General features: G+C 76.2%; 22 protein-coding genes. 1 reads left to right on the top strand and 21 read right to left on the bottom strand.

The features are described 5' to 3' along the window. A partial coding sequence (locus AB6N23_RS11125) for a M23 family metallopeptidase (RefSeq protein ID WP_412866132.1) occupies nt 1–397 on the top strand: 397 nt, incomplete at its 5' end. A gap of 29 nt (nt 398–426) precedes the next feature. Here the strand turns inward: AB6N23_RS11125 and AB6N23_RS11120 are convergent. The 21 genes from AB6N23_RS11120 to AB6N23_RS11020 form a co-directional block, all read right to left on the bottom strand. After that, the gene (locus tag AB6N23_RS11120) at nt 427–1,383 is read right to left on the bottom strand and encodes a FliA/WhiG family RNA polymerase sigma factor (protein ID WP_412866131.1); all 957 of its coding nucleotides are present in this window, start codon (nt 1,381–1,383) and stop codon (nt 427–429) included. Nucleotides 1,384–1,484: 101 nt separating this feature from the next. After that, on the bottom strand, nt 1,485–2,411 hold the full coding sequence (locus AB6N23_RS11115) for a tyrosine recombinase XerC (RefSeq protein ID WP_412866133.1): 927 nt from the start codon (nt 2,409–2,411) through the stop codon (nt 1,485–1,487). A gap of 133 nt (nt 2,412–2,544) precedes the next feature. Then, entirely contained in the window at nt 2,545–3,729 is a 1,185-nt protein-coding gene (gene dprA, locus AB6N23_RS11110; protein ID WP_412866130.1) for a DNA-processing protein DprA, read from the bottom strand. Continuing rightward, on the bottom strand, nt 3,726–5,243 hold the full coding sequence (locus AB6N23_RS11105; RefSeq protein ID WP_412866129.1) for a YifB family Mg chelatase-like AAA ATPase: 1,518 nt from the start codon (nt 5,241–5,243) through the stop codon (nt 3,726–3,728). The genes dprA and AB6N23_RS11105 overlap by 4 nt, the downstream gene beginning before the upstream one ends. Next, nucleotides 5,244–5,600, bottom strand: a complete 357-nt coding sequence (locus tag AB6N23_RS11100; RefSeq protein ID WP_378207828.1) for a YraN family protein — start codon at nt 5,598–5,600, stop codon at nt 5,244–5,246. It lies immediately after the preceding gene. Nucleotides 5,601–5,742: 142 nt separating this feature from the next. Continuing rightward, the gene (locus tag AB6N23_RS11095; RefSeq protein ID WP_378207825.1) at nt 5,743–6,066 is read right to left on the bottom strand and encodes a DUF2469 domain-containing protein; all 324 of its coding nucleotides are present in this window, start codon (nt 6,064–6,066) and stop codon (nt 5,743–5,745) included. 79 nt (nt 6,067–6,145) lie between these two features. Beyond that, nucleotides 6,146–7,009: a ribonuclease HII gene (gene rnhB, locus AB6N23_RS11090; RefSeq protein WP_412866128.1), complete on the bottom strand. Its 864-nt coding sequence runs from the start codon at nt 7,007–7,009 to the stop codon at nt 6,146–6,148. Between the two features lie 17 nt (nt 7,010–7,026). Then, nucleotides 7,027–7,884 carry a signal peptidase I gene (gene lepB / locus AB6N23_RS11085; RefSeq protein WP_412866127.1) on the bottom strand — a complete coding sequence of 286 codons (858 nt, stop codon included), beginning with the start codon at nt 7,882–7,884 and terminating at the stop codon, nt 7,027–7,029. Between the two features lie 110 nt (nt 7,885–7,994). Continuing rightward, complete coding sequence (rplS, locus tag AB6N23_RS11080; protein ID WP_378207816.1) at nt 7,995–8,357, bottom strand: 50S ribosomal protein L19; 363 nt, start codon at nt 8,355–8,357, stop codon at nt 7,995–7,997. Between the two features lie 223 nt (nt 8,358–8,580). Then, nucleotides 8,581–9,351, bottom strand: coding sequence for a tRNA (guanosine(37)-N1)-methyltransferase TrmD (gene trmD / locus AB6N23_RS11075; protein ID WP_412866126.1), 771 nt, complete (start codon nt 9,349–9,351; stop codon nt 8,581–8,583). A gap of 3 nt (nt 9,352–9,354) precedes the next feature. Continuing rightward, nucleotides 9,355–9,903: a ribosome maturation factor RimM gene (rimM, locus tag AB6N23_RS11070; RefSeq protein ID WP_412866125.1), complete on the bottom strand. Its 549-nt coding sequence runs from the start codon at nt 9,901–9,903 to the stop codon at nt 9,355–9,357. Nucleotides 9,904–10,026: 123 nt separating this feature from the next. Then, the gene (locus tag AB6N23_RS11065; RefSeq protein ID WP_412866124.1) at nt 10,027–10,266 is read right to left on the bottom strand and encodes an RNA-binding protein; all 240 of its coding nucleotides are present in this window, start codon (nt 10,264–10,266) and stop codon (nt 10,027–10,029) included. Continuing rightward, nucleotides 10,266–10,691 carry a 30S ribosomal protein S16 gene (gene rpsP / locus AB6N23_RS11060; RefSeq protein ID WP_378199688.1) on the bottom strand — a complete coding sequence of 142 codons (426 nt, stop codon included), beginning with the start codon at nt 10,689–10,691 and terminating at the stop codon, nt 10,266–10,268. The genes AB6N23_RS11065 and rpsP overlap by 1 nt, the downstream gene beginning before the upstream one ends. Before the next feature lie 178 nt (nt 10,692–10,869). Then, on the bottom strand, nt 10,870–11,961 hold the full coding sequence (locus tag AB6N23_RS11055) for an amidohydrolase family protein (protein WP_412866123.1): 1,092 nt from the start codon (nt 11,959–11,961) through the stop codon (nt 10,870–10,872). Between the two features lie 7 nt (nt 11,962–11,968). Then, complete coding sequence (ffh, locus tag AB6N23_RS11050; RefSeq protein ID WP_412866122.1) at nt 11,969–13,576, bottom strand: signal recognition particle protein; 1,608 nt, start codon at nt 13,574–13,576, stop codon at nt 11,969–11,971. Between the two features lie 27 nt (nt 13,577–13,603). After that, nucleotides 13,604–15,391 carry a [protein-PII] uridylyltransferase gene (locus AB6N23_RS11045; RefSeq protein WP_412866121.1) on the bottom strand — a complete coding sequence of 596 codons (1,788 nt, stop codon included), beginning with the start codon at nt 15,389–15,391 and terminating at the stop codon, nt 13,604–13,606. Between the two features lie 22 nt (nt 15,392–15,413). Further along, entirely contained in the window at nt 15,414–15,755 is a 342-nt protein-coding gene (locus AB6N23_RS11040; protein ID WP_412866120.1) for a P-II family nitrogen regulator, read from the bottom strand. After that, nucleotides 15,755–17,062, bottom strand: a complete 1,308-nt coding sequence (locus AB6N23_RS11035) for an ammonium transporter (RefSeq protein ID WP_412866119.1) — start codon at nt 17,060–17,062, stop codon at nt 15,755–15,757. Before AB6N23_RS11035 ends, AB6N23_RS11040 begins: the two co-directional genes overlap by 1 nt. A gap of 234 nt (nt 17,063–17,296) precedes the next feature. Further along, a complete protein-coding gene (gene ftsY, locus AB6N23_RS11030) occupies nt 17,297–18,517 on the bottom strand; it encodes a signal recognition particle-docking protein FtsY (RefSeq protein WP_412866118.1) in 1,221 nt (406 codons plus the stop codon). An 18-nt stretch (nt 18,518–18,535) separates the two neighbouring features. Further along, nucleotides 18,536–18,856, bottom strand: coding sequence for a hypothetical protein (locus AB6N23_RS11025; protein ID WP_412866117.1), 321 nt, complete (start codon nt 18,854–18,856; stop codon nt 18,536–18,538). A gap of 118 nt (nt 18,857–18,974) precedes the next feature. Next, the coding region (locus AB6N23_RS11020; RefSeq protein ID WP_412866116.1) for an AAA family ATPase at nt 18,975–19,982 on the bottom strand (1,008 nt) is incomplete at its 5' end.

Below are 19,982 nucleotides of genomic sequence, written 5' to 3'. Positions count from 1 at the left end.
GGCCCCGGTCGGGCCGCCCGCGCAGCTCGCGCGCGCCTTCGAGGCGCCGCCCGAGCGGTGGGCGGCCGGCCACCGCGGCGTCGACCTGCTCGCCCCGGCGGGGGCGGACGTGGTCGCGCCGGCGGACGGCACGGTGTCGTTCGCCGGGCACGTGGTGGACCGCGGCGTCGTCACGGTCCTGCACCCCGACGGACGGCGCAGCAGCGTCGAGCCGGTCGTCCCCCTGGTGGCCGTCGGCGACGTCGTCCGTGCCGGGGACCGCCTGGGCACGGTGGCCACCGGCGGGCACTGCGCCGGCACGTGCCTGCACTGGGGCGTGCGCGAGGGCGACCGCTACGTCGACCCGTGGTCGCTGCTGCCGGGCGCGGGACCGGTCGTGCTGCTGCCCGTGCCGTGAGGTCGCCCGGCCGCGCCGCGGCGCGCGGGTCAGCCCCGCTCGGCGTCGAGGAGCCGGGTGCGCAGGCGCACCATCGCAGCCGTGTGGATCTGCGAGATGCGCGACTCCGTGACGCCGAGGACGCGGCCGATCTCGGCGAGGGTCATGCTCTCGTAGTAGTAGAGGACGACGACGAGCCGCTCCCGCTCCCCCAGGCACTCGATCGCCCGCGCGAGCAGGTACTTCGTCTCCTGGGCCTCGACCGAGCCGGCCGGGTCCTCCGCGCGGCGGTCGCCCAGCGTGTCCGCGAGCGTGGCGGCGCCGGGGCGGTCGTCCGAGCCGGCGAGCAGCTCGTCGAGCGCGGCGATGTTCACGGCCGCGAGCTGGGTGTAGACGGCACGCAGCTCGGCGACGGGGACCTCGAGGCGCTGCGCGACCTCCGCCTCGGTGGGCGCGCGGTGGAGCGAGGACTCGAGCTCGCCGTAGGCCCGGTCGACGGCACGGGCCTTCGTGCGCACGGAGCGCGGCACCCAGTCCATGGCCCGCAGCTCGTCGATGATCGCGCCGCGGATGCGGGAGGACGCGTACGACTCGAACTTCACCGCGCGGTCGGTGCGGTACTTCTCGATCGCGTCGATGAGCCCGAACATGCCGTACGAGACGAGGTCGGCGTGCTCGACGGTGGACGGCAGGCGCATGCCGAGCCGGCCGGCGACGGCCGTGACGAGGGGCACGTAGTGCATGATCAGCCGCTCCCGCGTGCGGGGGCACCGCTCCTTGGTGAAGCGCGCCCAGAGGGCGTCGACGCCCTCCGCGACCGGCTCCGGCGCGGCGACCGCAGGTGCGGCGTCGGCGGGTGCGGCGACCGCAGGTGCGGCGTCCGTGGGCACGTCGCCGGCGACGGTGCGCTGCTGCGGCACGAGGCCTGCCGGCGCGGTGCCGGGGCGGTAGCCGCGCAGGGGTGCGGGGGTCGGGAGCCCGACGGGGGCGTCCTGCAGTGCCGTCATCGTCGGCTCCGTCTCTGTGCTGGTGCCCGCGGGTGCGGGCGGTGTGGGGCGGGCGGTGGCGGTCGCGCGCAGGGGTGTGCCCGGCGGCGGGGTGGTGCTCCTCATGCCCGTGGGTGGGCGAGGCGGTACGCCGAGCGCAGGCGCTCGGCGGAGACGTGGGTGTAGCGCTGGGTCGTGGCGAGGCTCGAGTGGCCGAGGATCTCCTGCACCGACCGCAGGTCGGAGCCGCCCTCGAGCAGGTGCGTCGCGGCGGTGTGCCGCAGCGCGTGGGGCGCCACGTCGTCGACGCCGACGCTCGCGGCGAGCTGGTGGACGACGGTCCGGAGCTGGCGCTGGTCGACGCGTCCGCCGCGCCGGCCGAGCAGCAGCGCGGGCGGGGTGCCGTCCCGCACGAGCCGGGGCCGCGCGTCGTCGAGCCACGCGGCGACCGCGCTGGCGGCCGGCACGCCGAAGGGCACGACGCGCTCCTTGCCGCCCTTGCCGAGCACCCGCAGCGTGCGGGCGCCCAGGTCGACGTCGGGCACGTCGGCGCCGCACAGCTCGCCGACGCGGGCACCCGTGCCGTAGAGCAGCTCGACGGCCGCCCAGTCGCGCACGTGCACCGGGTCGCCGTCGTGGGCGCGCTCCTGCGCGGCGTCGAGCAGCCGGGTCACGGGCTCGACCGCGAGGACGGTCGGCAGCGGCGCCGCCGCGCGCGCCGACGCGAGCCGCAGCGTCGGGTCGGTCGCGAGCCGGCTGGTGTGCACCGCCCAGCGGAAGAACGTGCGTGCCGCGGCCGACCGGCGGGCCAGCGTCGCGCGGCTGCGGTCGGCGCCGGCCATCGCGGCCAGCCACCCCCGCAGGACCGCGAGGTCGACCTGGTCCAGGCGCGTGGCGCCGTGCCGGACGGCGTGCGCGAACAGGTGGTCCAGGTCCCCGAGGTACGCCCGCACGGTGTGCTCGGACAGCGTGCGCTGCGCCCGCAGGTGGAGGGCGAAGTCGGCGACGAGCTGAGCCCGCTCGGGGGCTCCCGCCGTGATCTCCGCCATGAACATGCTCCTAAGGTGGCGGCCGTCACCGCTGCGCCACAAGACGCTGCGGGAACTACAAGAATGCGCAGTGACGGAATCCGCCGACAATGTCCGATTCGACGGCGCGGATTCCCCCGATCGCCGCTTTTTTTCACCCCCGCCGAGCCTCATCCCCCTCGGCGAGCACCCAACCGGACCCGACCCGCCGGACCAGCCCGTCGAGCTCGAGCAGGCCGAGCATGTCACGGGCCTCCGCGACCGTCGTGCCGGCACGCACGGCGACGTCCTGCGTCGAGCGACCGCCCCGGCGCGGTGCCGCGTCGAGCACCCGGCGCGCGAGGGGGTCGAGGCCCTCCCGCGGCGCGCCGACCTGCGCGGACGCGTCGAGGACGTCGGCGCCGACGTCGCCCGCGAGCTCGACGACCTCGGCCGCGTCGGTGACGCAGACGGCCACGCCGTCGCGCAGGAGGCGGTGGCAGCCCGCCGACGCGGCGGACGTCACGGCCCCGGGGACGGCACCCACGGGCCGCAGCAGACGCGCCGCGTGGTGCGCCGTGCTCGCGGCGCCCGACCGCCACGCCGCCTCGACCACCACGGTGGCCCGTGCCGTCGCGGCGATGAGCCGGTTGCGCTGGAGGAACCGGCTGCGCGTGGGCACCGCCCCGGGCGGCACCTCGCTGACCACCGCTCCCCCGCTGTGCACGGCCTCCTCGAGCAGGCGCGCGTTCCCCACCGGGTAGGCACGGTCGACGCCGCCGGCCAGCACCACGAGCGTCCGTCCCTCCGCGACCAGGGCGCCGCGGTGCGCCGCCGCGTCGATGCCGTAGGCGCCACCCGAGACCACCTGCCACCCGCGCCGCGCGAGGTCGACGGCGAGGTCGACCGCGACGCGCTCGCCGTACCCCGTGCACGCGCGGGCACCCACGAGCGCGACGGACCGCGCGTGCCGCGGCCCCTCCCCGCGCACCCACAGCGCGGGCGGAGCGGCGGCGCCGAGGTCGTCGAGACCTCCGGGCCACCCGGGGTCACCCGGGACGACCACGCGTGCGCCGACGCGCGCGGCGGCCTCCAGGTCGCGGTCGACGTCCACGTGCGGACGGCGCACGCCCCACCGGCGCACCGCGGCGGAGAGCCGCCGGCGCACCGCGTCGCCGACGTCCGCCCGCGGGCCCAGGACGCCCCAGTCCGGACGTCCCGTGGCGAGGGCCTCCTCCACCCACGCCAGGGCGTGCGCCGCGCCGCACGCCTGCACGAGCGCACCCGCCACCTCGTCGCCGGGCTCCACCAGCGCGCTCCACGCCGCACGGGCGCGACGGTCCGCCTCGTGCGCGGTCATGCGCCGTGCCCCCGCGTCCGCAGGGCCAGCGCGCGCCCGACGTCGCCGCGCTCCGGGCCGGCGCGGCCGTCGAGGTCGGCGAGCGTCCACGCGACGCGCAGCACGCGGTCGGCGCCGCGCAGGCTGAGCGTGCCGCGGTCGACCGCGCGGTGCAGGTCGGCGAGCAGCCGCCCGTCGGGGCCCAGGGCGGCGTGCAGGGCGCGTGCGGGCACCTCGGCGTTGGTGCGCCAGCCGCCCGCGCGCCAGCGCTCGCGCTGCGCGGCCCGGGCCGCGAGGACCCGCCCCGCCACGGTGGCCGAGTCCTCCCCCGGCGCGTCCGCCGCCCGTGAGGGGGGCACCTCCAGCTGGAGGTCCACCCGGTCGAGCAGCGGTCCGGACAGCTTGCCGAAGTACCGTCGGCGCTGCTCCGGGCGGCACGTGCAGTCCAGTCCCTTGCCGACCGCCCGCCCGCACGGGCACGGGTTCGCGGCCAGGACGAGCTGGAACCGCGCCGGGTAGCGCGCCGCGCCGCCCGCGCGGTGCAGGACGAGCTCGCCGTGCTCGAGCGGCTGGCGCAGCGTCTGCAGCACGCCGGTCGTGAACTCCGGCGCCTCGTCGAGGAAGAGGACGCCGCGGTGGGCCCGGGACGCCGCTCCCGGTCGCGGCATGCCCGACCCGCCGCCCACGACGCTCGCCGGCGTCGCGGTGTGGTGCGGGTCCTCGAACGGCGGGCGCCGCAGCAGGCCGCGCGCGGGGTCGAACGTGCCCGCGACGGAGTGCACCGCGGTGACCTCGACCGCGTCCGCCTCGTCGAGGTCCGGGAGCACACCGGGCAGGCGTGCCGCCAGCATCGTCTTGCCCGTGCCCGGCGGGCCGACGAGCAGCAGGTGGTGCCCGCCCGCGGCGGCGACCTCGACGCCGAGGCGCGCCTCCTCCTGCCCGCGCACGTCGGCGAGGTCGAGGACCTCGCCCGTCGCGGGCGTCGACGGCACGTCCGGGACCGGCTCGACGTCCGGCACCGCCACGTCCGCGCCGTGGTGCGCGGCGACCTGCGCGAGGTGCTCGGCCGCCAGCACCTCGGCGCCCGGCACCAGCCGCGCCTCGGCCGCGTTGCCGACGGGCACGACCACGCGCGGTCGGCCGGCGGCGACCGCCGCGGCCACCGCCGGCAGCACGCCGCGCACCGGGCGGACCCGCCCGTCGAGGCCGAGCTCGCCGACGTGCACCCACGCGGCCGCGGACGCCGCCTCGACCAGCCCCGCGCCGGCGAGCGTCGCGACCGCGACGGCCAGGTCGAACGCCGACCCCGTCTTCGGGAGCGTCGCGGGCGACAGGTTCACGGTGATGCGGCGGTTCGGCCAGGCCAGGCCGGACGACGTCACGGCGGCCCGCACGCGGTCGCGCGCCTCCGCCAGCGACGCGTCCGGCAGGCCCACGAGGCTGAACGCGGGCAGCGACGTCGCCAGGTGGGCCTCCACCTCGACGACGTGCCCGCGCAGGCCCAGCAGCGCCACCGCGCACGTGCGGCCCAGCACTCAGACCACCCCCGGCAGGTGCTCGACGGTCGCGGCCCCGCGCGCGGGCAGCGTCACGGCGACGACGTCGACGCGCACCGAGCGGGCGGCGACGTCGTGCGCGCGCAGCCACGCGGCGGTGAGCCGGCGCAGCCGCGCGAGCTTGCGCGCCGTCACCGCCTCCGCCGGGTGGCCGTAGGCGACCGACCGCCGCGTCTTCACCTCGACGGCGACGAGCTCGTCGCCGTCGAGCGCCACGATGTCGAGCTCGCCCTCGGCGCACCGCCAGTTGCGGTCGAGCACCGTCCACCCTGCCGCCGTGACGTACCGCGCCACCACGTCCTCGCCGTACCGTCCCACCGCGTCCGTCGCACGCACGTCGACCACCTCCGGCGACGACCCTGGTCCGCGGGCGGTGCGGCGTGGGCGGCGGCCAGCGGGCCCGGGGACGGGGACGACCGTCCGCGGGGCTGTGGTCGGCTCGACGGCGGGCGCGGCCTCCGGCAGCCGGCGTGGCGCGTCAGCGCGGGAAGGCGTTCCCCGAGCCGAGGTCGAGCTCCGCCTTGGCGAGCTCCTCGACGTTGACGTCCTTGAACGTCACGACACGCACCGACTTCACGAACCGCGCGGACCGGTACACGTCCCACACCCACGCGTCGACGAGCGACAGCTCGAAGTAGACCTCGCCCGCGGCGGACCGCACCTGCAGGTCGACGTGGTTGGCGAGGTAGAAGCGCCGCTCCGTCTCCACGACGTACGAGAAGAGCCCGACGACGTCGCGGTACTCGCGGTACAGCGCGAGCTCCATGTCGGTCTCGTAGTTCTCCAGGTCCTCGGCGCTCACGCGCCCATCATCCCCCATCCGCGGCGGCGGCACGGCCGCGGGACGCCGCGCCCGGACGCCCGCGGCGGACGCCGCGGCGTCAGGGCAGGCGCAGCTCGTCCGTGAGGAGGCCGTCGACCGTCCACCCCGGCCCGCTCGTCGCCGGCGGGAGGCCGACCGTCTCCGGCAGGCGCCACGACCTGCGGTGCAGGGGGCTCGGCCCGTGCGCGCGCAGCGCCGCGAGGTGGTCGGGCGCCGCGTAGCCCTTGTTCTCGTCCCAGCGGAAGTGCGGGTGGTCCTGCGCGTGCCGCACCATGAGGGCGTCCCGCTCGCACTTCGCCAGCACGCTCGCGGCGGCGACGCTCGCGCACGTGCGGTCGGCCTTGACGCGCTTCTGCACGCGCGGCACGCGCACCTCGAGGACGTCGCCGAAGAGCTCGTCCTGCGTGCCGAACAGGTCCGGTGACGGCGGGGTCAGCCAGTCGTGCGAACCGTCGAGGACGACGACGTCGACGCGCTCCACCACCGTCAGCACGGCGGCCAGCGCGCGCGTGCCCGCCAGCCGCAGCGCCGCGACGATGCCGCGCTCGTCGATCTCCTGCGCGCTCGCGTGCGCCACGGCGCGCGCCACGCCCCACCGGCCCAGGGCCGGCAGCAGCCGCTCGCGCGCGGCGGGCGTGAGCAGCTTGGAGTCGGCGACGCCGCGCGGCGCCGACCGCGTCGTCGCGTCGACGACGACCACGCCCACGCTCACCGGCCCGGCGAGCGAGCCGCGGCCGACCTCGTCCATGCCGGCGACGAACGTGTGGCCGTCGCGCAGCAGGGCCCGCTCGTGCCGCAGGTGGGGCGCCGGGCGGGGCGCGGCCCGCACACCGCGCGTCGTCGCGGGCGGCGTCGTGGTGGACGAGGTCGTGCGGGAAGGCGTGGTCGCACGCGCGCCCGCGGCGCTGTCGACGGGAGTCATGCGGGGCGGTCCACGCGTCAGGAGGGGTCGGGCACGCCGGCGAACGTGTCGGACGGGTTGCGCAGGACGGTGGCCCGGTCGAGCGGCCACACGGTGACGAACGCGACGCCGACGATGTTGTCGACGGGCACGGAGCCGCCGCCGGGGTTGCCCATGTTGTAGCGCGAGTCGGCCGAGCGCTGCCGGTTGTCGCCCATCACCCACACCGAGCCCTCGGGCACCGTGACGTCGAAGGCCTTCTCGGTCGGCTCCGCGCCCGTCGCCAGGTACGGCTCCTCGAGGGGGACGCCGTTGACGGTGACGGGCTGGCCGGGCGCGCCGGCGACACGGTCACCGGGCAGGCCGATCACGCGCTTCACCAGGTGCTCGCCGGCGTCCTGGGGCAGCAGGCCGATCCACGTCAGGCCGTCGTTCAGCGCGTCCCCGAGCGGCCCGCGCTGCGGCTCGACGACGGGCTGCAGCCAGCCGCCCGGGTCCTTGAACACGACGATGTCGCCCCGCCGCAGGTCGCGCGGCCCGGGCGTGAGCTTGCTGACGAGGATGCGGTCGTTCTCGACCAGCGTGTCGTGCATCGACGGCGACGGGATGAAGAACGCCTGGACGAGGAACGTCTTGACGACGAGCGAGAGCACGAGCGCGCTGACCAGGATGATGGCGGTCTCCCGGATCCACGACCACGCGGTCGTGCGGCCGGACCGTCCGCCGTCGCGCTCCTGGCGGCTGCGGCGGCTCTCCGGCGGCTGCTCGTCGTGGGCGACGTCGCCCGTCCCGGCACCCGTGGGGGCCCAGAGGGGCCGCCCGTCCGGGGCGTGGGCGTCGGCGCCCTGCCCCGGCCTCGGCACCGGCCCCAGCTCCTCGGCGCGTCGCTCGCTCACCGACACACTCTCCCACGCGCGCGCCCGCCGCGTGGCACGTGCCCGCGTGCCGGGCCCCGCGCACGCCGGGCGACGGGCGCGCCGGGGACGACGACGGGCGGAGGTGAGGCTCAGCCCTTGGCCGGAGCCTGCTCGCGCTTCTCCTTGATCTTGGCCTTCTTGCCGCGGAGCGCGCGCAGGTAGTACAGCTTCGCGCGGCGGACGTCACCGCGGGTGACGACCTCGACCGAGTCGAGGGTCGGCGAGTGCACGGGGAACGTGCGCTCCACGCCGACGCCGAAGCTGACCTTGCGGATGGTGAAGGTCTCGCGCACACCGGCACCCTGGCGGGCGATCACGACGCCCTGGAACGCCTGGACGCGGGAGCGGTTGCCCTCGACGACCTTCACGTTGACCTTGAGGGTGTCGCCGGGACGGAAATCCGGGACGTCGGTGCGCAGCGATGCTGCGTCGATCGCGTCGAGCGTCTGCATGACGTGTCACTTCCCCGCCCTGCCGCAGGTCAGGAGCGTGATCGACGGGCGCACGCGCTGCGGGGCAGGGCACGCGCCCGTGGGGGCTCGGATCGGGTGGTGCGGACCGCGGCGGGCCGGGTCCGTGCGTCGTGGCGTTCTCCCCTGCGGCAGAGAGGCGGGCCGACGCGCACCGACCGACCAGTCTGCCACAGCGGGCGTCCGGGACCGAATCGCGGACGCCTCAGACGCGGACCAGGCGCCCGTCCGCCACCGTCCACCCGAGCTCGGCGAGGAGCGCGACGTCGTGCCGGTCCAGCGCGTCCGGGTCCAGCGCGGCCAGCAGGTCGGGCCGGCGGGCGGCGGTGCGCTCGAGGGCACGGTCGCGGCGCCACCGCTCGACGCGGGCGTGGTGCCCGGACAGCAGCACGTCCGGGACCGCGTGGCCGGACCACTCCGCCGGCTTGGTGTAGACGGGGTACTCGAGCAGGCCGGCCGCGCCGTGCGACTCCTCGACGAGCGACGCAGGGTTGCCGACGACACCGGGCAGGAGCCGGGCGACTGCCTCCACCACCACGAGCGCGGCGACCTCGCCGCCGTTCAGCACGTAGTCCCCGAGCGAGAGCTCGGTGACGCGCACGCGGTCCGCGTAGTGCTCCGCCACGCGCGCGTCGATCCCCTCGTAGCGGCCGCACGCGACCACGAGGTGCTCCTCGCGGGCGAGCCGCTCCGCGGTGCGCTGCGTGAAGACCTCCCCCGCGGGCGACGGGACGATGAGGTGGGCGCCGTCGTCGAGGACGTCGTCGAGCGCGCGGCCCCACACGTCGGGGCGCATCACCATCCCGGCGCCGCCGCCGAAGGGCGTGTCGTCGACCGTGCGGTGGCGATCGTCCGTCCACGTGCGCAGGTCGTGGACCCGCAGGTCGAGCAGGCCGGACGTGCGTGCCTTGCCCACGAGGGACAGGTCGAGCGCGGCGAGGTACTCCGGGAAGATCGAGACGACGTCGACGCGCACGCCTCAGCCCTCGTCGGCCGTCGGCTCGTCGACCACGAGCCGGTCGGCGTCGGCGGCGAGCAGGCCGCCCGGCGGGTCGAGCACGACGCGCCCGCCGGCCACGTCGACCACGGGGACGATCGCCTCCACGAACGGGACGAGCGTGCGCGTGCCGTCGGCCTCGCGCACCACGAGCAGGTCCTGCGCCGGCAGGTGCTCGAGCCCGACGACCTCGCCGAGCACGCGCCCGTCCGAGACGTGCTCGGCACGCAGGCCGACGAGCTCGTGCTCGTACCAGCCGTCGTCGTCCTCGTCGTCGTCGGCCTCGACGACCAGCTCCACGCCCCGCAGCGCCTCGACCGCGGTGCGGTCCGCCGCCTCCGCGAAGGTGACGTACCAGCGCTCCTGCGCACGGCGCACGTGCGTGACGGTCAGGGGTCCCGCCGCCGGGGGCTCGGTGTCGAGCCGGGCGCCCACGGTGAGTCGGCGCTCCGGCGCGTCGGTGCGCACGTCGAGCGCGACCTCGCCGCGCAGCCCGTGCGGACGGCCGATCCGGGCCACGGTCAGCTGCATCCTGCTCTCCCTCCCCCGCCGGTCCGCGGGACGCGGCGGGGCTCGTCTCTCACCGCGCGCACGTGCCCGGTGACGCCGACGGCCCGGCCCCTCGCAGGAGGGACCGGGCCGTCGGGATGGTTCTCAGCGCCGGTCGACGTCGACCACGTCGACGCGGACCGGGCCCTCGGTCGCCAGCGCGCCGACGACCGTGCGCAGGGCACGGGCCGTGCGGCCGCCGCGGCCGATGACGCGCCCGAGGTCCTCAGGGTGCACGCGCACCTCGAGCATCTCCCCGCGGCGCAGCGACGAGGTGCGCACGCGCACGTCGTCCGGGTGGTCGACGATGCCCCGCACCAGGTGCTCGAGCGCGTCGGCGAGCATCAGGCCTGCTCGTCCTCGGCGGGCGCCTCGGCCGGCGCCTCGGCGGCAGCGGCCTTCTTCTCCGACGCGGACGCCTTGACCTTCTCGGCGTCCAGCGCGGCGGCCTCGACGGCGGCGGCGGCGTCGGCCTTCGGCGCCTTCGTCCGCAGCGTGCCCTCGGCACCGGGCAGGCCCTTGAACTTCTGCCAGTCGCCGGTCACCTTGAGCAGCGCGAGGACCTGCTCGGTCGGCTGCGCGCCGACGCCGAGCCAGTACTGCGCACGCTCGGAGCTGATGTCGATGAGCGACGGCTCCTCGGTGGGGTGGTACTTGCCGATCTCCTCGATCACGCGGCCGTCGCGCTTGGTGCGCGAGTCGGCGACGACGACGCGGTAGTACGGCGCACGGATCTTGCCCAGGCGCTTGAGGCGGATCTTCGTTGCCACGAGGTGGTGTCTCCTGATGTCTGCTGAGGTGGCCTGACCCGCGCCTGCCCGTGGGGAGGGCGCGCCGGTCCGGCCTCAAGGACGCAGCGGGCACAGGTAGAGGGGCTGTGCGCGCCGAGTACAGCCGACCATTGTGCCAGAGATCGGGGCATGGGCGTGCACGTCCGCGGGCGGACCGCTACCGCACGCGGGCGCCCCGCAGCACGACGGCCGTCGGCGCGGCGAGCACGCCGACCTCGGCGCGCGGGTCGGCGTCGTAGACCACGACGTCCGCGCTCGCGCCCTCGGCGATGCCGTCCACGCCCAGCCAGGCGCGGGTGCGCCAGCTGGCGGCGGCCACGACGTCCCGGGCCGGGATGCCCGCGGCCGCCATCTCGACGGCCTCGTCGGCGATGCGCCCGTGGCCGATCGTCCCGCCCGCGTCGGTGCCGACGAGCACGCGGACACCGGCGTCGTGCAGGTCGCGCACGTGCGCGTGCCGGCGCGCGTGCATGGCGCGCATGCGCGCGGCGAAGCGCGGGTAGCGCGCCTCGCCCTGCGCGGCGATCGCCTCGAACTGCGCGACCTGGAGGAGCGTGGCGGTGACGGGCACGCCGGCCGCCGCGATGCGCTCGACCTGGTCGGGCGTGGCCCCGGTGGCGTGCTCGAGGCAGTCGACGCCCGCGTCGAGCAGCGCGTCGAGGGACTCCGTGGCGAACGTGTGGGCGGTGACGCGGGCGCCGGCGGCGTGGGCGGCCGCGACCGCCTCCGCGAGCACGGCGTCCGGCCACAGCGGGCGCAGGTCGCCGTCGGCGCCGAGGTCCCGGTCGATCCAGTCGGCGACGAGCTTGACCCAGCCGTCGCCGCGGGCCGCCTCCTCGCGCACCGCGGCCGGCAGCTGCCCGACGTCCGCGAGCTCGCGCCCGTAGTGCCGCAGGTACCGCCTCGGCCGCGCCAGGTGGCGACCGGCCCGCAGCAGCCGCGGCAGGTCGTCGCGCGCGTGCACCCACGCCGTGTCCGCGGGCGACCCGGCGTCGCGGATGAGGAGCACGCCGGCGTCACGGTCGGCGATCGCCTGCCGCTCGGCCGTCGCGTCGTCGACGGGCCCGTCCGCGGCGAGGCCGACGTGGCAGTGCACGTCGACGAGCCCGGGCAGCACCCACCCGTCGAGCACGGCGTCGGGCACGCCCGCGGGACGCTCGAGCGTCAGCCGGTCGCCGACGACCCACGCCTCCCCCACCTCGTGCTCGTCGCCGAGCACGACGGTCCCCCGCAGGTGCGTGACCGTCATGGCGGGCTCAGCGGCCGCCGAAGAGCTTGTCGAAGCCCGCGGGCAGCTGCAGCTCGGCCGGGTCCGGCTCCGCCGGCGCCGGGCCGCCCAGGCCGAAGGCCGAGCCCGCGGGACCGGTCGGCTGCGCGGCGGCGCGGGCCGCGGCGGCGCGCTCCTGCTCGGCGCGCTTGGCCGGGTTGCCGGAGCGTGCGCCCTTGGCGCGCTTGGCGGGCGCCTGCTTGCCGCGGGACTTCTTGCCGCCCATGCCGGGCAGGTTCCCCATCCCCGGCATGCCACCGGGCATGCCGCCGCCCTTGGCCATCTGGCGCATCATCTTCTTCGCGCCCTCGAACCGCTCGAGCAGCTGGTTGATCTCGCTCGGCGTGGTGCCCGAGCCGCGGGCGATGCGGGCGCGGCGCGAGCCGTTGATGATCTTCGGGTTCTGCCGCTCGCCGGGCGTCATCGAGCGGATCATCGCCTCGATGCGGTCGACCTCGCGCTCGTCGAAGTTCTCCAGCGCCTCGCGCATCTGGCCCATGCCCGGCAGCATCCCGAACATCTTCTTGATCGAGCCCATGTTGCGCAGCTGCTGCATCTGCACGAGGAAGTCCTCGAGCGTGAAGTCCTCGCCGCCGACGAGCTTGCCGGCCATCTTCTCGGCCTGCTCGGCGTCGAACGCCTTCTCGGCCTGCTCGATGAGGGTGAGCACGTCACCCATGTCGAGGATGCGCGACGCCATGCGGTCGGGGTGGAACACCTCGAAGTCGGTGAGCTTCTCACCCGTCGAGGCGAACATGATCGGCCGGCCCGTCACGCTCGCGATCGACAGCGCGGCACCACCGCGCGCGTCGCCGTCGAGCTTGGACAGCACGACGCCGGTGAAGCCGACGCCGTCCTGGAAGGCCTGGGCCGTCGTCACGGCGTCCTGGCCGATCATCGCGTCGACGACGAACAGCACCTCGTCGGGCTGCACGGCGTCGCGGATGTCCGCGGCCTGCCGCATGAGCTCCGCGTCGACGCCGAGGCGGCCGGCGGTGTCGACGATGAGCACGTCGTGCTGGCGGCGGCGCGCCTCCTCGAGCCCCGAGCGCGCCACGGAGACCGGGTCCGCGCCCGCGGGCAGCACGTCGTCCGCGCCCTGGTTGCCGGGGTGCGGCGCGTGCACGGGCACGCCCGCACGCTCCCCGACCACCTGCAGCTGCGTGACGGCGTTGGGGCGCTGCAGGTCGGCCGCGACGAGCAGCGGGGTGTGGCCCGAGCCCTTGAGCCACTGCGCGAGCTTGCCCGCGAGCGTCGTCTTGCCCGCGCCCTGGAGGCCGGCGAGCAGGATGACCGTGGGCGGCTGCTTCGCGAACGCGACGGTCCGCGTCTGCCCGCCCAGGATCGCGACGAGCTCGTCGTTGACGATCTTGACGACCTGCTGCGCCGGGTTCAGCGCGCGCGAGACCTCGGCGGAGAGCGCGCGCTCGCGCACCGCGCCGGTGAACTGACGGACGACCGGGACGGCCACGTCGGCGTCGAGCAGCGCGCGGCGGATCTCGCGCACGGTCGCGTCGATGTCGGCCTCGGAGAGCCTGCCCTTGGAGCGCAGGTTCTTGAAGGTCGACGTGAGTCGGTCGGAGAGGGTGGCGAACACCGGACCTCGCTGCGGGACGCGGACGGGCTACGGACGGTCCAGGGTACCCGCCAGCGCGCGCGCCCCCCGGGCGGTGAGGTCGTCGACGAGCGTCGCGCGCCACGCCGTCCACGCGGTGGGCCCGGCCGCCGACGCGTCGGCCTCGGTGAGCGCGCGCAGCAGCGCCAGCAGGTCGGCGCGGTGGTCGACCGCGTCGAGGAGCCGCTCGAGGGTCGCGGGGTCGTCGTGGTCGGCGCTCGTGGCCAGCTCGGAGAGGGTCAGGTGCTCGCGCACGAGCCGTGTCACGTCCGCGGCGACCTCCGGCCCGAAGCCCATGCGCGTGACGACCGGGCCCGCCAGCCGCGCGCCCTCGACCGCGTGGTCGCCCGCGCCGGCCCGCTTGCCGATGTCGTGCAGCAGCGCGGCGAGCAGCAGCGTGTCGGGGGCGTCGACGGACCGGCGGTCGCGACCCGCGCGCGCGACCGTCTCCACGAGGTGCCGGTCGACCGTGTGCCGGTGCACGGGCGAGCGCTGCGGGCGGTTGCGCACGCCGGCCCACTCGGGGACCCAGGTCGTCACGACGCCCGCGAGGTCCAGCGCCTCCCAGACCGGCACCTGGGCCGGCCCGGACCCCAGCAGGTGCAGCAGCTGCTGCCGGGCGGCGCGCGGCCACGGCGTCGGCAGCGGCGGCGTCGCCTCGAGGCTCGCGACCGTCACGGGCGACAGCACGAGGCCGGTGCGGGCGGCCGTCGCGGCGGCCCGCAGCGACAGGACGGGGTCGTCGGCGGGGCGCGCGTCGACCGACAGGACGAGCTCGCCGTCGTGCTCGACGAGACCCTCGGCGATCTGGCGCAGCCGCGGCGGCGTCCGCCGACCACGCACGAGCACCGGCCGGCGGGCGGGACGCTGCAGCGCCTGGCGTGCGTTGCGGGCCGTCGAGTCGAGGGCGTACGAGATGACGCGGCCCGCTTCCGCGACCGACGCGAGCAGGTCGTCACGGTCGTCGAAGCCGACGAGCGCCGCGACCTCGTCCTGGTCGGCGAGCAGCAGGCGGTTCGTGTGCCGGCGCGTGACGACCTGCACGGCGTCGCGCACGTCGAGCAGGTGCGCGTACGCGTGGTCGACCGCGCCGTGCGGCCGGTCGGTGAGCCAGGTGGCGGCGAGCGCCGACAGCACGACGGCGTCGCGGATGCCGCCGCGCGCCTCCTTGAGGTCCGGCTCGATGAGGTAGGCGACCTCGCCGTGGCGCTCGGCGCGCTGCCGCGTCGACGCCAGCAGCTCCGGCAGGCGGCGGCGCGCCGCGGACCGCCAGTCCGCGAGCAGCGCCGACCGGGCGCGGGCGACCACGAGCCCGTCACCCGCGACGGGCCGGAGCTCGAGCAGCCCCACGGCCGCCGGCAGGTCCTTCGACGCGACCTGCCGGCACTGCGCGAGCGAGCGCACCGCGTGGTCGAGGTCGAGGTTGGCGTCCCAGATCGGGTACCAGAGGCGCTGCGCGAGGTCCGCGAGCTCGTCCGCCCCGTGGCCGCGCCCCTCGTGGACGAGCAGCAGGTCGAGGTCCGACACCGGGCTCGCGTCGCCGCGGCCGACGCTGCCGACGACGCCCAGCGCGACGCCGGCGACGTCGCGGCCCTGCGTGACCTCGTCCCAGAGCCGCGCGAGCGCGCCGACCACGAGGTCCGCCACCGCGCGACGCCGTGCGAGGCCGTCCGCGCCCGGGCCCGGGGCGCGCGCGGCGAGCGCGAGCCGGGCGGCACGCAGGTCCCGCACCCCGAGGGGCTGCGGGACCTGCGGCGACCCGGCGGCGCCCGCGGCGGGCGGCCGTCCTGTCGTCATGTGCTGTGCGCGACCGTCCTGCTCAGAGGGCGTCGTCACCGTGCTCGCCGGTGCGGACGCGAGCCACGTCCTCGACCGGCACGACCCAGACCTTGCCGTCGCCGATCTTGCCGGTCTGCGCCGCCCGGACGACCACCTCGGTGACCGCCGCCGCGTCGCCGTCCGCCACGAGGACGTCGATCTTCACCTTCGGCACCAGGTCGACCGTGTACTCGGCACCGCGGTACACCTCGGTGTGGCCGCGCTGACGGCCGTAGCCGCTCGCCTCGCTCACCGTCAGGCCGCGGACTCCCGCCGCCTCGAGGGCCGACTTGACGTCGTCCAGCCGGTGCGGCTGGATGACCGCCGTCACGAGCTTCGTCATCACTTCACCTCCGTCACGACGCGGGCACCCGCGCCCAGCGACTCGTACGCCGTCTCGCCGTGGACCGTCAGGTCGAGACCGGACACCTCCTGCTCCTCGGTCGCCCGCAGGCCGATCGTCGCCTTCAGGACCAGCGCGATGACGAGCGTGACGAGACCGGAGAACACCATGGCCAGGAGGGCGACGATCACCTGCGTCGCCAGCTGGCCGGCACCGCCACCGTAGAGGAGGCCGTTCGACGCACCGTCCGGGTACCACGTCGCGTCGGTGTCCGTCGCGAAGAAGCCGATGAGCACGGTGCCGACGAGGCCGCCGACCAGGTGGACGCCGACGACGTCGAGCGAGTCGTCGTAGCCGAACTTGTACTTCAGGCCCACGGCCAGCGCGCAGAGGACGCCCGCGACGACGCCGATGGCGATGGCGCCCCACGTGTCGACCGCCGCGGCGGCCGGGGTGATGGCGACGAGGCCGGCGACGACGCCCGACGCCGCACCGAGCGACGTGGCGTGCCCGTCACGGACCTTCTCCGTGCCGATCCAGGCGAGCAGCGCGACCGCGGTGGCGACCGTCGTGTTGACCCAGGCGCGGCCGGCCGTGCCGTCCGCGGCGAACTCGGAGCCCGCGTTGAAGCCGAACCAGCCGAACCACAGGAGGGCGGCGCCGAGCATCACGAAGGGCAGGTTGTGCGGGCGCATCGGCTCGCGGCCGAAGCCCTTGCGCCTGCCGAGCACGATCGCGAGCACGAGGCCCGCGACACCGGCGTTGATGTGCACGACCGTGCCGCCGGCGAAGTCGATCGGGATCGGCAGCGCGTCGACGAGGAACCAGCCGCCGCCGAGCAGGCCGCCGCCCCAGACCATGTGCGCGAGGGGCAGGTAGGCGAACGTCACCCACAGGCCCGCGAACACCAGCCAGGAGCCGAACTTCAGGCGGTCCGCGACGGCGCCCGAGATCAGGGCCGCCGTGATGACCGCGAAGGTCAGCTGGAAGCCCGCGGCGACGAGGAACGGCACACCGGTCCCGGCCATGAGGCTCTGGTCGTCGGTCGCGCCCTGCAGGCCGAGGAAGTCGGTCGGGTTGCCGATGACGCCACCGAGGTCGGAGCCGAAGGCCACCGAGTACCCGTACAGGACCCAGATGAGCGAGACGAGGCCGAGGGCCCCGAAGCTCATCATCATCATGTTGAGCACGCTCTTGCCGCGCACCATGCCGCCGTAGAAGAACGCCAGTGCGGGCGTCATGAGGAACACCAGTGATGCGGCGAAGATGATGAACGCCGTGTTGCCGCTGTCGAGCTCGAATTCCATTGGAGGTCGCCTCTCCCCTCGCCACCGTGCGTGGCTGGTCGGCGACAACCGTCGCGGAGCGGCGTTTCACCGGCGGACGCGGCCGGTTACCGCGACGTGACAACCACCGTCGCGGCGTGAACATCGTGTTTCGACCCGGGCGATCGTCCAGCACTCGGGACGGCGGGCCCCGACGACGACGCACGGCGCGGGTGCCGCACGGGCACCCGCGCCGTGCGCGGGTGCCCGTGCGGCTCACTGCCCGAGCAGACCGTCCACGAACGCCTCCGGGTCGAACGGCGCGAGGTCGTCCGGGCCCTCCCCCAGGCCGACGAGCTTGACCGGCACGCCGAGCTCGCGCTGCACCGCGACGACGATGCCGCCCTTGGCCGTGCCGTCGAGCTTGGTGAGCACGATGCCGGTCACGCCGGCGACCTCGCCGAAGACGCGGGCCTGCTGCATGCCGTTCTGGCCGGTGGTGGCGTCGAGCACGAGCAGCACCTCCGACAGCGGCACGTCGCGGCTCAGCACGCGCGTGATCTTGCCGAGCTCGTCCATCAGGCCGGCCTTGTTCTGCAGGCGGCCGGCCGTGTCGACGAGCACGACGTCGGCGCCGTCGGCGCGACCCGTGCGCAGGGCGTCGAACGCGACGGATGCCGGGTCGGCGCCGTCGCGGTCGGAGCGGACGGTGGGCACGCCGACGCGCGAGCCCCACGTCTCGAGCTGGTCGGCCGCCGCGGCGCGGAACGTGTCGGCCGCGCCGAGCACGACCGAGCGCCCGTCGGCGACGAGGACGCGCGCCAGCTTGCCGACCGTCGTCGTCTTGCCCGTGCCGTTGACGCCGACGACGAGGACCACGGCGGGCGCGGGCGTGCCGTCGGCGGCGGTGACCGGCGCCGTGCGCAGCGCGCGGTCCAGGCTCGGGTCGACGAGCGCCAGCAGCTGCTCGCGCAGCACCGCGCGCGCCCGGCCGGGCTCGGACACGCCCTCGACGCGGACGCGTGTGCGCAGCGCCTGGATGATCTCGTCCGTCGGACCCGCGCCGACGTCCGCGAGCAGCAGCGTCTCCTCGAGCTCGTCCCAGTCGTCCTCGGTGAGCGTGTCGCGCGAGAGCACCTGCAGGAGCCGCGCACCGAGCGGGGAGCCGTTGCGGGCGAGGCGCTCGCGCAGGCGGCGCAGCCGGCCCGCGGTGGGCTCCGGCGTCTCGACCGGCGGGGCGACGAGGTCCGCGACCGACAGGTCGTCGACGACCGCCCCCTCGACCGCGCCGCTCGTGCCGTCGACCGCGACGTCGGGCGGCACGACGGGGGTCGGCACGACCGGACGGTCGACGACGTCCGTCGCGGTCCGCGTGCCGGGCCGGGCGTCCGGTCGGCGGTCGGGCGTGCGCCGGCGGCGCACGAGCAGCGCCGCGGCCGCGCCGGCCGCGAGCACGGGCGCGCCGACGAGGTAGGGCAGGAGGTCGTTGAGGTCCACGGCGACAGTCTGTCGGCGTCAGGCGCCGCGGCGCACGCGCAGCGTGTGCGCGGCGCGCTGGAGGTCCTCGGTGAGCTCCTCGACGTGGAGGTACCCGTCGCCCTCGCGCGCGTTCGCGCGGAGGAAGTCGGCGAGGGACACGTCCTGCGGCTCGACGGCCGCCGCGGCGGCGGCCTCGGCCTGCTCGGCGTCGGGCTCGCGGCGCGCGCGCCACCCCCGCCGGAAGGCGTCCCAGAGCGACTCCTCGCCGGCGGGCGCGTCCTCGCTCCCCACGCGCGCGAGCAGCAGCACGGCGGCGGCGGCGAGGAGGGCCAGGAGGACCACGGGCACGAGAGTCATGGGACCATTCTCCGCCCCCGGCGCGGGCCCGCACGCCGCGCCGCGACGCCCGCCGGCACCTCTCACACGACCTTCACAGCGCGTCACCCGGGCGGCCGCGTCGGCCGCCCGCCGGGGGTCAGGCGGGCTGGTCCTCGCGCATGCGCTGGCTGATGACGGTCGTCACGCCGTCGCCGCGCATCGTCACGCCGTACAGGGCGTCCGCGATCTCCATCGTGCGCTTCTGGTGCGTCACGACGATGAGCTGGGAGTCGTCCTGCAGCTCGCGGAAGATCTCGAGCAGGCGGCCGAGGTTCGCGTCGTCGAGCGCCGCCTCGACCTCGTCCATGACGTAGAACGGGCTGGGCCGGGCCTTGAAGATGGCCACGAGCAGCGCCACGGCGGTGAGGGACCGCTCGCCGCCCGAGAGCAGCGACAGCCGCTTGACCTTCTTGCCGGCGGGCCGCGCCTCCACCTCGATGCCGGTCGTCAGCATGTCGTCGGGGTCGGTCAGCACCAGCCGTCCCTCGCCGCCGGGGAACAGCCGCGGGAAGACGTCGTCGAACGCCGCCGCGGTGTCGCGGTACGCCTCGGTGAACACCTGCTCGACGCGCTCGTCGATCTCCTTGACGATCTCCAGGAGGTCGGCGCGCGACTTCTTCAGGTCGGCGAGCTGCTCCGTGAGGAACCGGTGGCGCTCCTCGAGCGCGGCGAACTCCTCGAGGGCCAGCGGGTTGACCCGCCCCAGCAGCGCCAGGCCGCGCTCGGCCGCGCGCAGGCGCTTCTCCTGCTCGGCGCGCACGTACGGCACCGCCGTCGGCGCGGCGGGGTCGGGCTCGGTGCCCGGCGGCGGCACCACCGGCACCTCCTGGTGCGGCCCGAACTGCTCGAGCAGCACCGCCGGGTCGAGCCCCAGGTCCTCGACCGACCGGGTCTCCAGCTGCTCGATGCGCAGCCGCTGCTGCGTGCGCGCGACCTCGTCCTTGTGCGCGACGTCGGTGAGCTCGGCGAGGTCGCGCGCCAGGGAATCCACCTGGCCCCGGACGGCGGCGAGCTCGCGGTCGCGCTCCGCGCGCGCGGCCTCGGCGGCGTCGCGCTCGTCGGACGCGCGCCGGAGCGCACGCTCGAGCAGCCCGGTGGCCCGCAC

This window comes from Cellulomonas pasadenensis (genome assembly GCF_047229365.1).
Lineage (GTDB): Bacteria > Actinomycetota > Actinomycetes > Actinomycetales > Cellulomonadaceae > Cellulomonas.
The sequence above is the reverse complement of the archived record's forward strand: the minus strand, read 5'-3'. Positions and strand labels throughout refer to the sequence as shown.